The following is a 12,869-nucleotide window of genomic DNA, read 5'->3' as shown; positions in this document are numbered from 1 at the left end:
CTATTGTTTTCAGTAATTTATTCAGCGTTGTAATATAATTGTCATTTAGTAGACATACTATGACGCTGCAAAAATCTAGATAGAGGAATGAATGGCTGGATCAGGGTTTTCTTTGCGGGAGAAAGACAAGAAAAGACTCATTAAGGACCGAATCGCAAAAGCAATGGTAACGTGCGGCGGACTCGCGGTGCTTGCCGCTTTGATCCTAATTTTTGTTTATTTAGTCAATATGGTTATCCCGCTGTTTTCAAGCCCTACTTTAAAGCCTTATGCCTCGGGTCAAATTACCACTAAGTACCAGCCATTAGCAATGGGAATTGATGACTCGGGAAAATATGCTTACACAATAAGCAATGATGGTGAGCTTCGTTTTTTATCTTTTAACCACAATGCGTTAAGTGATCTTTCCTCTTTCAACGTGTCTAACTCGATTCAGCAAATCGCCTTAACGCCAAATCAAGAAGGTTGGATAGCGCTGGTGGATTCGAAAGACGATGTCACTCTCATAAAGCCGACCTTTTTACATGCTTATAGCCAACATAGAAACCTGATTAACCCAGATGTAAGCTATTTCTTCGATGGAAAAGCAACCTCTTTGCACAAAGCTTCCACGCAACTATCGAAGGTCGCATTCTCAGTCAATCACGGAATATTGACTCTGGCGGCCGCATACACTGATGGGATGGTTGACGTGCGTTGGTACAGTAATGCTAAGGAAATTCACCAGTTTTCCCTGCCTATTAATTTGCCAGATATCGATCAACTATTGATGACGCCTGATGGCAAAACAATTTATCTTCGCTATGGCTCTCACTTAGTCGTTGCAGAAAAATCTGACAATGCATTTAAGGTTCGAGAAAGTGTTGACCTTTCTCGAGACACCGACGGTGTGCCAGTCAAATCGATCAACTTACTTGCTAGAGCCTATTCGTTGATCGTCAGTTATGACAATGGTGATATAGCGCAGTGGTTTGATGTACTGAGAAGTGAAAAGCGTACCTTAACCTTCATCCGTAGTTTTACCGCCTCTAAGGGCTTGAGCTTTATTCTTCCTGATTCTTATCGTAAGGGGTTCTATAGCTTCTCACAGGGTGGCGTCGTTAAGAGTTACTACACAACGAATGACCGTGTGCAAACTTTTTCCGGACTTTTCGATCATGCTCCGAAGCTTGCGGCAATGTCAGGTAACGAGGAATACCTGCTAACTTATAGCAAAGGCAAACTATCTGTCTCGCAAGCGAATGCTTATGCTCCAGAGATCTCTTTTTCTTCGCTATGGAGAAAGGTTTGGTATGAAAGCTATCCCAAACCAGCATACGTTTGGCAAACCACCTCTTCCAGTCACGACTATGAAGCCAAATTTAGTCTAATGCCGCTGACATTTGGTACGCTAAAAGCAGCAGCGTTTGCCATGTTATTCTCTTTACCTATTGCTATCTGTGGGGCAATTTATACTGCGTATTTTATGTCAGAGACAATGCGCAGGATAGTAAAGCCCTCCATAGAACTTATGGAGGCACTTCCAACCGTTATTATCGGTTTTTTAGCGGGCTTATGGTTTGCGCCGATAGTAGAAAGCCACCTCGTATCAATTGTTCTCACGATGTTGCTTTTGCCTCCTTTTATAGTGCTGATGGGATTTGCTTGGAAGTTACTACCTAGCGCAATAACTAGGCGTTGTCCAAATGGTTGGCATCCGTTGATCTTAATGCCGTTGGTCGCCTTGTTCACCTACTTATTGCTGGACAATAGCGGTATCGTTGAGGCTTGGTTATTTAATGGGGATGTGCGTGTATTTTTAGCTAATCATGGTATTGATTACGATCAGAGGAACGCATTAGTTGTAGGGTTTGCTATGGGGTTTGCTGTTATTCCTACTATCTTTACGATTGCTGAAGATGCCGTGTTTTCTGTTCCTAAGCACCTTTCAGATGGTTCTTTAGCTTTGGGAGCTACGCCCTGGCAAACGCTAACCAACGTTGTCCTGTTAACCGCCAGCCCGGGTATTTTCTCAGCCGTCATGATGGGGCTGGGGCGAGCGGTAGGTGAAACCATGATTGTTATGATGGCTACTGGCAATACTCCAATTATGGACTGGAATATTTTAGAAGGGATGAGAACGCTAGCTGCGACTATCGCCATAGAAATGCCTGAATCTGAGGTTGGAAGCCCTCATTTCCGTTTGCTGTTTTTAGCAGCATTAATACTTTTAGTGTTCACGTTTGCTGTCAACTCTTTGGCTGAATGGGTGAGACAGCGTCTGCGGGAGAAGTATCGTGCAATGTAAGGTTTACGTATGTTAAAGAGGCCGAATGTCTAAATGGTTTAGTGTTGGTGCGCCTTGGATTTGGTTGACGGGTGGAGCTGTAAGTATCAGCTTGCTGTCCGTGCTAGGGTTATTGTTGTTGATTGGTTGGAAAGGGCTATCGTATTTCTGGCCTGCACCCTTATATCAATGGCATACCAAAGATGGCCACATTTTAGTTGGGCAGCTCTATAACACAGAATATGTTCCGATTGGCCACCTGAAAGAAATGCATATCGACTTCCCGAAAGAAATAAGATCTAAAGGCGTGGTCAAGCGCCTCAGTGTCAAAATTGCAAACCGAGAGCTGTACTCAGCGGATTTTGTTCATCTATTAGCTACAAATATTACCTCTCGGACAACGCCTAAAGATTGGGCTGTTGTTGAACGCTCTGAAAACGGTGACTTTTATGGAAAACCCATTGGCATAATCAACTCTGATGGCAGTATCTCTAAAAATGTTCGTGCTCAGCTTGCTTCTAATATGTTTTATTTGCAAACAGTTCGCGATGAAATTCAAACCATTATTACGGATAAAATTAAAGAGTTTAGTGCTCAAGCGGAAAGGCTTCGTTTGGAAAAGCGCAGTCGAGAATTGCAAGGTACAACCAGCAAGCAATACCTAGCGCGATACCAAAAGCAGCTTTCAGCGATCTTAACGCAATTGAATGCCGCGAATGATAAGGTTGATCAGTTGCGTTCAGAGTTGAGCAAGCGTGCATTGCTCATGCAGGAGATGACGGGTAAGCAAGTTAAAATTCCGCTTAGCCAAGTCTTAGATGTATGGTTTCCGAATAAGATGACCATAACCGAGAAAATGGTGCATTGGTGCAAAAAAGTTTGGGTATTCTTGTCGGAAAACCCAAGAGAGGCTAACTCTGAAGGCGGTGTATTTCCAGCAATATTTGGCACGGTCTTACTCGTGATTATCATGTCGATTATTGTTATGCCACTTGGTGTCATTGCAGCGATATATCTGCACGAATATGCGAAAAATAATCTACTCACCCGTATGATTCGAATTGCTGTGATTAATCTAGCAGGAGTTCCATCCATTGTTTATGGTGTGTTTGGTTTAGGGTTTTTCGTCTACACCATAGGGACGTCAATCGATAAAATATTTTATGCAGAAAAGCTACCAGTACCGACTTTTGGTACGCCAGGGTTGTTATGGTCTGCGCTGACTTTAGCCGTGCTCACGCTACCTGTTGTGATTGTTGCCACAGAAGAGGGGTTAAGCCGGATTCCGCAATCGGTTCGCCATGGTTCTTTAGCTCTTGGAGCAACCCAATTCGAAACCTTATACCGCATCGTTTTGCCTATGGTGACTCCTGCTATGCTCACGGGGTTAATACTAGCGGTAGCAAGGGCTGCTGGTGAAGTAGCCCCGCTAATGTTGGTTGGAGCTGTGAAGCTGACATCAAGCCTACCAGTTGACGGGCAGTTTCCATATTTGCACCTAGATCGTAAGTTTATGTATTTAGGTTTTCATATCTACGATATTGGATTCCAAAGTACCAATATTGAGTCGGCTAGGCCTCTTGTCTACGCAACGTCTTTTTTATTGGTTACAGTAATAGTAGGGCTTAACTTAACGGCAATAAGTATTCGTAACAATTTACGCGAAAAATATCGTGTATTAGGACAAGATTGAACATGTTTTCAGTGGACCAAGCGCTTGGCTATCAAGCTCCTTTAGATGTCAATAACCTCAGTGATGAAGAGACTGCTATCGCAATTGAAAACTTGAACCTGTTTTATAAAAAAACGCAGGCTCTCACTGATATATCTATGCGGATTCCCAAAGGGCAAGTCACAGCATTCATCGGGCCATCAGGATGTGGTAAATCGACACTGCTGCGTTGCATCAATCGCATGAACGATCTGGTGGATGGGTGCTCGGTGGAAGGGAAGGTTTTCATCCAAGGTAAAAATGTCTATGACCCCGAGGTTGATGTGCCAACACTGCGTCGCCGGGTTGGGATGGTATTTCAGCGGCCGAATCCTTTTCCCAAGTCTATTTACGAAAACGTAGTTTACGGCTTGAGGCTACAAGGCGTTAAGAACAGCCGCACACTAGACGATGCTGTTGAGCGCTCTTTAATGGCTGCAGCACTATGGGATGAAGTAAAACATCGCTTGCATGAGAACGCGTTTGGGTTATCTGGTGGTCAGCAGCAAAGGTTAGTGATTGCCCGGGCGATTGCGATAGAGCCTGAAGTGCTACTATTAGATGAGCCTACTTCAGCCCTCGATCCTATTTCAACGCTGACTATCGAAGAGTTGATTAACGATCTAAAAACCAAATATACCGTTGCAATTGTGACTCATAACATGCAACAAGCAGCTAGGGTGAGCGATCACACCGCTTTTATTCATTTAGGCAGATTGGTAGAGTATTCCGATACAGACTCTATATTTACTTCACCGAAGAAAAAACAGACAGAAGATTACATTACTGGTCGATATGGCTAAGTGAGTAGTTGGTTGTATTTACAGGAGAATCAATGAACTTTGGTCGTCATATTTCAGGTCAGTTCAACGTCGAACTTGAGTCTATCAGAACCCATGTATTAACTATGGGAGGATTGGTAGAACAACAGCTCGCGTTTGCGATGCAGGCTCTGCATAAAGAAGACATTGAACTCGCAAGGAAAGTGGTCAAAGACGATCATAAAGTGAATGCAATGGAAGTGTTTATCGATGAAGCTTGCACGAGAATCATTGCCAAACGCCAACCGACAGCAAAAGACTTACGCCTGATAATGGCCATCATCAAAACCATTACCGATCTAGAGCGAATTGGTGACGTAGCGACTAAAATTGCTCATATCGCTCTTGAGAGTCAAACCGCTCAGGAGCGTACTTTCCAAGCCTCACTTGAGCCTCTCTGCCGTCAAGCGATTGCGATGCTACATCAAGTTCTCGATGCTTTCGCACGTATGGATGTAGAAGCGGCGAAAGAAGTCTATAAATTTGATGATAAAATTGATGAAGAATACGAAGCAGTCATCCGGCAGCTTATTACTTATATGACAGATAACCCAGCAGATATTCCCAGTGTTCTACAGGTGATGTGGTCTGCGAAGGCGATTGAGAGGGTTGGAGATCGTTGCCAAAACATCTGTGAATACATCATCTATTTTGTGAAAGGCAAAGACATTCGCCACATAGGTAATCAGAGTATCGATGATGTTTTAAAGTAGTGAGGCTTACTCTTATTTGTATTCAATAAGCAGAAGATTGAATTACACCCAAAGCACGGGCTTTGGGTGTTTTAGTTTTAGCTTTTTGCACAGTTAGGTTTTGCTTGTGCAGGAATCACAACTTGGTTGTCATATTTCCACATATCTCCAGTCATCGCATCGATGATGAAGCCCCAACCGTTTAGAAGGTTTGCCCAGTAGGAAGGAGTGATGGTTTTGTTCACGACGACAGTTGAGCTGTCATAGCATTTAGTATTAATTTTTATTGCCACATCTTTTGATGAAGAAGGTTTGGCAACGATAGTTGCGGGTAAGTAGGTTTGATACGAACCACTTGGTGTTGTGATGTCTACTTTAACTTTTTTATCTGGATTTGAGCTTGTCGCTAGAATGGTTTGACTTCCATTATTAAACATTGTCGAACAGCCAGATAGAGCGAGTAATGCTGCGCCTAACACTAGAGCTTTCTTCATTATTTCCCTCAATGATTTTGATTAATGAACCAATAGCAGATGAGGTTTTATTGTAACTTACGAAAAATATTGATGATATTGCTTAGGTTGGCTAGTATGGTGATATGGCATGCAAAATACAATAAAATTAATTAATACTTTATCATCAAGAGAGGCAAATAAGTTTACGGGTAGAAAATCATTTAGAAGGTCTTTTTCACGAAGCCCTGCTTAGAGTATGAAAAAGGTATCAAATAAGTGGCGCATGTCTTAGCTTAATAACTTTAAACATACGCCACAAATACGACTAGTTAACTAATTCCTGCAAACGCTTCATAATCGATTGTTCCGCTTCTGCAAGCCAATCATACCTTTTCGTGTACAAACGTCTTTTAGTCTTTTTGAGGGTGCTAGGGTCTTTACGAGGAGGATTCACGGGCAGTTTATAAAAGTGTTTGGATGCCACTTCACCGCCGTATTCTCCCCATAATTCCGAGTAATTGTAACTTACACTAGAGCGTTTAGAGCCTAGATATCTTAGCGCTTGATAAATATGACCTTTGTTGGTTATGCCAAATACAGTATCCACTTCCCAAGAACGAGCTAACATCAGCAGGCACTCAAGCATCAATGCTTTTGGACGTAGACCATGTAACCCACGAGTGAGTTGCTTAATGATCTCACCACGGTTCTCGATATGATCACCGGGCCCTTGTAGTGCTCCAATGCTAATTTCACGATTTGGAGTCGTCGATATATTGAAGGCTAATGTAAACAGATCTCTTTGCTTATCATCAATCATCTTAAGTGCAAGAGAGCCTTCTCGCTCAGGGCCAGCACACAACTGTATTTTGTAGTCTAGAACTTCAAGCAAAGTCCATCCCGCAGGCACATAGAACTGCGTAAAAGCATGACCATAGATTTGCTGCAATAACAAAAAGTGCTCGCTGATCTTCTTAGCTCTTAAATTGGGGCGCCATTTTAGGCAAACAAAAGGTTTTAGAGGTTTTTCAAAGATACGAGGGTAATTGTCAGCGACAACACGCATTTCGGGCTGTTCGAATAAGCCCTGCATTTGTTTAAGTACATTCGGCTTTAGCATGGCCCACAAACAAAACCTAGCATTGTAGCGGAACTTTTTTACTCCCTGAATTTCAGGATAGACACTAGCTGCAACGCGAGGTAGTGTTTTTAAATATCTTATGTAATTGAAGAACATAGCTCAGTTACCAATAAGAATGAAACAACTTTCTGCGTTTCATTAGATTGTCAGTCTATCCCTGAACTGGTTTCGATCCTTTCTGGCGAGTGTAATCTACCAATGGTGTGATGATAGATCAAATGGCAACTATCAATTTAATGTTAAATTTTTATTCTTATAATCCACAACTCTCGAGTGGTTTATTACGCAAATAATTGTGCTTTTTTTCATTAAATTAGTCAGTTGCTGAATTTTCCAAGAAAGGAACTAACCTTGATAGATTGGTCACATTTATTGTTTGGCTGCTACGATTACTAAGAACAAATAAAAAGGGCAGCAAAGCAAAATGGATTTTGTAAAAGCTAAAGTGAAACTATATCGATTTATCTTTCCGGTGATGCTTCTCGTTGTGTCTGGTTGTGATCAAGCAAAAGAAAGCTATACCGTAGGGTTGGTTACCAATAACCCAAATGGCTTGAGAAACGTTCAAGGTTTCAGAGATGGTTTGTCTGAGCTTGGCTATATTGAGGGAAAGAATCTAACGGTCATTTCTGAAGACAAGCCGCTTACAGGTAAAGCTTTGGAAGAACAGCTCCAGTATTTTATAGACAGGAATGTAGACCTTATTTTTACTGCTGGAACACCTACAGGAGTCGCGGCCTATAAAGCCACTATGGAAACAGACATACCTGTAGTATTTGGTGTTATCGCGGACCCCATTAAAGCGGGAGTCATGACGAGTTTAACCTCTCCAGGTGGGAATATCAGTGGTGTTAAAATCAGCAACAATCAAGCTTTACGACTTGATCTAATGAGACAGCTAGTGCCCAAAGCAAAAAATGTATTAGTCCTGTATAACCCCAATGACCCAGCGCCAATGAGTGCACTAGAACAACTGAAGAGTAGTGCTGATACATTGGATGTGAATCTTACTCTCGCAGAGTGTCCTGACAACAACGCTTTGAACGACGCTCTAGCAAACCTTCCCGTTAATACCGATATTTTATTTATATTGCCTGATAGCGTGGTGAATAAGCGAATCAAAGATATTGTTAGGGTTTCTATTGAAGCAAAAATCCCACTTTCAGGTCCGTCAAATCTTCAGGTAGAAAAGGGGGCTCTCATGGCTTATGGAATTGTCCACTATGAAGCAGGGCATCAAGCTTCTCGTATGGCACATCAAGTTTTAGAAGGCAACTCGATAGCGCAGCTTCCAGTAGAAACAGCAGAGTCTTATTTGGGAATTAATCTGCAAACGGCTCAAGTTATTGGACTTGAAATACCTGATAGTTTACTGCGACAAGCGAAAGTCATTATTCGTCCGGAAGAAAAAAATGAATAAGCGACTGATAGCTGATGTGAAATAAAAGGAAAAGTCTTGCGTAGTTCACAGAGCAAGTCAGCGAAGCCTAGATTCACTCAATCCTTGAGATTTAGGTTACTAACCATGTTTCTTGGGTTGACTGTTGGTCCTATTCTAATCATTGCGCTTATCTCAGGGCGAGCTAGCTACGAATCATTCAAAACTCAACAGCTGGAACTGTTCGAGCAAATCGCCATGTCAATTGAATATCGAGTGTTAGCTATTTTTGATCAAGCTGAGCGCGACTTTCTCTTTCTTGAAAGTAGTGGTATTACTCAGTTAAATTCCCGACAGCAAAAAGAGCTGCTGCAAAGCTTGGTTTTTGGTAGTGGCTTGTTTGAGTCTGCCGGTTTAATAGACCTAGACAATTCGACTGTTCTTCAAGTCTCTCGTACCTCGTTAAATACACCAAGTTTGTTTGAAGAGTTAGTTTCGTTACCGCTCTTCGTACGTGCAATTGAAAATAGGAAACGGCAGGTTGAGGTGCTGTTCGATGTGGGACTTAGAGAGCCGATTGCTCGGCTGGCTGTACCTACTATCGATCCTCGAAGCGCTCAACTGAGCAACATTTTGTACGCCGAAGTTAGGTTGAAGTCTGTTTGGGAAACGCTGGCGATGGTCGGGCTAGAAGCTGATCGTGATGCTTACGTTGTGAACAGTTTAGGAAGAGTTGTCGCACATCGAAATCCTAGTGTTGTATTGAGAGGTACAGTGATTGGAGAGTGCCAGAGTGAGCTTTCGAAAGGCTTGTCTGGAAAAATTTCTGTTATTCATTCGCATCAAGGCAAGTTGGATTCGTTAGGGCTGCAAGTAATTGTCGAGCAGCCTGTCACGCAGGCGTACCAGCTAATACGGAATGTTTTGTTTGATGTGGTTTTGATTTCTTGTTTAGCGTTGGTATTAGCTTATTCAACTTGGATTTACTTCAATAAAAAAGTCATTGTTCCTTTACATAAGCTTTCTAAGGCAGCGAGGGAGATGGGAGATGGCCAGTTTCCAGAGCCACTTAAAGCAACAGACCTTGATGAGCTTAATATATTGGTATCGAGTTTTAATCAGATGGTGGTCGACTTAAATCACGCGCAAAAAAGGGACAAGATGCAAGCCACTGAATTAGCCATTATGAATAAAGAGTTAGAAGAAGAGTATAGGCTTCTTGAGATAACAGAAAGAAAGCTTAGAAAAAGCCAAAACTTACTAAAACATGCACAACAAATAGCTCAGTTGGGGAACTGGGAGTGGGATATAGAATCTGATAGATACACGTGCTCCAATGAAATTTGCACTATTTTGGGGCTTAGTGAGAAAGAGCTGGCTCTTGGAGTTACATCAATTTTGAATCACGTTGATCCACTAGAGCGGGATCAGGTGAAGAAATATTGGTTAACGATTCCAGAAAAAAACAAACATATTCAATGGACCAACAAACTCATTTTGAACGGTGGAGTAGAGAAGTATGTGACTCACCGTTCTGAGGCTATTTATGACAAGAGTGGCCAGCCAACTAAAGTTATTGGTGTCATGCAAGACATTACAGTACAAAGAAAAAATGAGCTTAAGATATGGTATCAAGCTCATTACGATTTCTTGACAGGCTTAGTCAATCGTAATCTCTTCCACGATAGGATTGAGCAAGCAATGGCTCACGGAAAGAGAAATAACAGCAAAGTAGGCTTACTGTTTATCGACCTAGATAACTTTAAACAAATCAATGACACATTAGGACACAGCACTGGCGACAGGGTGCTGAAAGAAGTAGCAACGCGCCTTTTGTCTAGTGTTCGAAAGGAAGATACGGTAGCGAGGCTCGGCGGAGATGAATTCGTCGTATTGTTAGGAGAGCTTAGCTCACGCGAACAAGTTGATGTGGTCGCTGAAAAAGTCCTCTCTAGCTTTTCTGTGCCTTCATTTTTCGGTGGCAAAGAGATCATAATCTCCGCGAGTATCGGGATTTCGTTATATCCTGATGATAGCGAAGATATCGATACTTTAATGAGGTTAGCCGATGACGCGATGTACCAAGCTAAACATTCGCGAAAAAATACTCACCATCATGATCCAAGTTCTTTGGATTAGTTCAGAGTATATCTAATTGCTGCTTAGCTTTGGAAATTGCAGTTGTATTTGTCACTGGGATTGAAAAATCATCGATAGAATTAGCCCCCATTTGTGCTTGGCTAGATATGTATTCCATTGCGCTCTGCCTTGCAGATTTGCCCGACATATGAAATTCTTCAATTTTGGTTTGTTGATGAATGTGCCTAATATTTTCTGCGTTGACGCCAGCTCCAGCCATAATGGCTAGTTGTCCATTTGCAACTTCAACCATTTGTCTTAACACGTCGACACCTTCTGGAGCTTGATTTGCTAGCCCGGAGCTCAATACCCGTTCACAGCCAATATCAGACAATTGCTTAATCGCTTCCAAAGGATTCTTGCATTGATCGATTGCGCGATGAAAGGTAGTACCGAGATTTAATTCTTTAGCTTTCGCGATCAGCTGTTTTGTCGCATCAATATCCATTTTGCCGTCAGCGGAAAGTATGCCAAATACAACGCCTTGCAAATTGGCTTCTGCTGCGGCTTCGATATCCATTAGCATAGATTCAATTTCTTGCTTTGAGTACAAGAAGTCTCCTTGTCTCGGGCGAATCATTGCGTATATAGGGAGTTGAGTGCTATTGGCTGCTAGCTTCATAAATCCTAAGCTAGGAGTTAGGCCTCCTAAAGCAAGTGAAGAGCAAAGCTCAATTCTTGTAGCTCCGCCTAGTTCTGCGTATTCAAGAGATTCCAAATTGTCGATACAAACTTCTAACTGCATTTTACACCCAATACTTTGTTTTCCTTTGCAAGTGAGTATATCGACTATAGAGGCAAACTATCAGGGTAAAGACATTGCTAACCAGTTTCCCCTTTTTGCATAGCGAATTTTAGATACAAAAAACCCAGCTTAAAGCTGGGTTTAAACAATCTATAACGTAGCTATTATGCTGCGTCTTCTTCACTGTCAGACGGATCGGCTTCCACAGCAGTTTCTTCAGTGTCTTCTACCACTTTAGGCTTCTTAGGTGCAGGGCGGCGTTTCGCTCCTAAAGCGTAAAGTACTTCTTCTTTGTTTTGTGCTAAGTAGAGGGCAATTTCTTCTTGCTTAGATTCGTCTTCGATTAGCTCGCTCTTACCCATTAAATCAAAAAGTGCATCTGCCATATCCAGCATTTTGTCATAGGCGTCAGCTTCGGCTTTAGAGGTAAAAGTCATCTTTTCTTCTCCGTTGCGTTCCACCACGTACTTCACGATTACAGCCATGGTTAATCCTCTAGTGTCTATGGTTTGATTACTGTTTTTTTATACAGGAAATGTAAGTGTAAGTCTAGACTTCTAGTAGTGATGGCAAAAATCAATAAATCGTTTTAGAAGAGGACTTTGGTATTTTTCCTTGTGTAACAGAATCCAAAATTGCCTTTTCATATTCATATCTAAATCAATGATACACACACGTCCGTCCTGAACGGCATGTTTAGCGGACAACAACGACAAGCAACCTAAGCCTAGCCCAGCAGAGACGCTATTAATCAGGGCTTCTGTCGTATTCAGTTGAAAAGACTCATGCCAAGACTCTAGCTGAGGAGCAATTTTAGTGACAAAAAATTCCCTAGAGCCAGAGCCTGCTTCACGCAGTACCCAGTTCATATTGTTTAGGCCCGACAGGCCCAACGTGCTTCCGTTGGCTAGGACGTGATCTGGTGAGCAAATAACACACATTTCATCTTGGCTAAAAGAGCAGGAAGATATTTCATCGTGATCCACATGACCTTCAACTAAGCCAATATCCAATTCATAATCAATTAATTTTTGGCAAATCAAGGCTGTATTCGAGATAAAAAGGCTTTGGCAAGTATGGTTAGAAGAGTGACGAAATTCACTTAGAAGAGCGGGTGCGACTTGATTGCCAATAGTGTCGCTGGCGCCAATTCTTAGCTGTCCGGAGAGTTCATCGTTATCACTAAACACTTGCTCAATTTCTTTGCTGCGCTGCAATAGTTCATCGGCCAACGGCAACAATTTTTGCCCTTCTTGGTTCAGAATTAGCCGATTGTTTATGCGATCAAATAAGGTGCGTCCAATCTGCTTTTCGAGCTCGCTAATTGCCATGCTCACAGCTGCTTTAGATAAATACAGAGATTCTGAAGCTGACGTTAAGGTTTTATGGCGAATTAAGGTAGTGAAGACTTTGAGTTGCTTGAGCGAGATATTGGTCGCCATAAGTTTCCATCCCTTTTAGGTTTTCAATGATATTTAGGACAAGCCAGTACCTTTCGGCAATACGGGTATAGTTTCTGAG

At 42.1% G+C, this 12,869-nt stretch carries 11 protein-coding genes; 6 read left to right on the top strand and 5 right to left on the bottom strand.

The genetic code is table 11. From position 1 onward, the window contains the following. The first annotated feature begins 91 nt into the window (after window positions 1–91). The 4 genes from L7A31_RS16375 to phoU are packed head-to-tail and all read left to right on the top strand — an operon-like array spanning window position 92 to window position 5,511. On the top strand, window positions 92–2,287 hold the full coding sequence (locus tag L7A31_RS16375; RefSeq protein WP_237362827.1) for an ABC transporter permease subunit: 2,196 nt from the start codon (window positions 92–94) through the stop codon (window positions 2,285–2,287). A gap of 25 nt (window positions 2,288–2,312) precedes the next feature. After that, on the top strand, window positions 2,313–3,959 hold the full coding sequence (pstA, locus tag L7A31_RS16370) for a phosphate ABC transporter permease PstA (protein WP_237362826.1): 1,647 nt from the start codon (window positions 2,313–2,315) through the stop codon (window positions 3,957–3,959). A 2-nt stretch (window positions 3,960–3,961) separates the two neighbouring features. Beyond that, window positions 3,962–4,780 (top strand): phosphate ABC transporter ATP-binding protein PstB, encoded by an 819-nt coding sequence (pstB, locus tag L7A31_RS16365; protein ID WP_237362825.1) that lies wholly within the window; start codon window positions 3,962–3,964, stop codon window positions 4,778–4,780. Window positions 4,781–4,812: 32 nt separating this feature from the next. Continuing rightward, complete coding sequence (gene phoU, locus L7A31_RS16360) at window positions 4,813–5,511, top strand: phosphate signaling complex protein PhoU (protein WP_237362824.1); 699 nt, start codon at window positions 4,813–4,815, stop codon at window positions 5,509–5,511. A gap of 77 nt (window positions 5,512–5,588) precedes the next feature. Here phoU and L7A31_RS16355 read toward each other — a convergent pair whose 3' ends face one another. Together L7A31_RS16355 and L7A31_RS16350 are read right to left on the bottom strand one after the other, a co-directional pair. Beyond that, entirely contained in the window at window positions 5,589–5,984 is a 396-nt protein-coding gene (locus tag L7A31_RS16355) for a hypothetical protein (protein WP_237362823.1), read from the bottom strand. A 286-nt stretch (window positions 5,985–6,270) separates the two neighbouring features. After that, a complete protein-coding gene (locus L7A31_RS16350; protein WP_237362822.1) occupies window positions 6,271–7,182 on the bottom strand; it encodes a VirK/YbjX family protein in 912 nt (303 codons plus the stop codon). 328 nt (window positions 7,183–7,510) lie between these two features. Here L7A31_RS16350 and L7A31_RS16345 point away from each other — a divergent pair, with 328 nt between their 5' ends. Beyond that, window positions 7,511–8,506: an ABC transporter substrate-binding protein gene (locus tag L7A31_RS16345; RefSeq protein ID WP_237362821.1), complete on the top strand. Its 996-nt coding sequence runs from the start codon at window positions 7,511–7,513 to the stop codon at window positions 8,504–8,506. Window positions 8,507–8,611: 105 nt separating this feature from the next. Continuing rightward, a complete protein-coding gene (locus L7A31_RS16340; RefSeq protein ID WP_237362820.1) occupies window positions 8,612–10,603 on the top strand; it encodes a diguanylate cyclase domain-containing protein in 1,992 nt (663 codons plus the stop codon). Window position 10,604: 1 nt separating this feature from the next. On the opposite strand, the gene L7A31_RS16335 is transcribed toward L7A31_RS16340, so the two are convergent. The 3 genes from L7A31_RS16335 to L7A31_RS16325 all read right to left on the bottom strand — a co-directional run bounded on the left by L7A31_RS16335 (window position 10,605) and on the right by L7A31_RS16325 (window position 12,790). Continuing rightward, window positions 10,605–11,348: a copper homeostasis protein CutC gene (locus tag L7A31_RS16335; RefSeq protein ID WP_237362819.1), complete on the bottom strand. Its 744-nt coding sequence runs from the start codon at window positions 11,346–11,348 to the stop codon at window positions 10,605–10,607. A 164-nt stretch (window positions 11,349–11,512) separates the two neighbouring features. Further along, a complete protein-coding gene (locus L7A31_RS16330; RefSeq protein ID WP_237362818.1) occupies window positions 11,513–11,833 on the bottom strand; it encodes a YebG family protein in 321 nt (106 codons plus the stop codon). 72 nt (window positions 11,834–11,905) lie between these two features. After that, window positions 11,906–12,790 carry a LysR substrate-binding domain-containing protein gene (locus L7A31_RS16325; protein WP_237362817.1) on the bottom strand — a complete coding sequence of 295 codons (885 nt, stop codon included), beginning with the start codon at window positions 12,788–12,790 and terminating at the stop codon, window positions 11,906–11,908. Between the last annotated feature and the right edge of the window lie 79 nt (window positions 12,791–12,869).

This window comes from Vibrio marisflavi CECT 7928 (assembly GCF_921294215.1).
Classification (GTDB): Bacteria; Pseudomonadota; Gammaproteobacteria; order Enterobacterales; family Vibrionaceae; genus Vibrio; species Vibrio marisflavi.
This window is presented reverse-complemented; position numbering and strand designations above follow the sequence as displayed.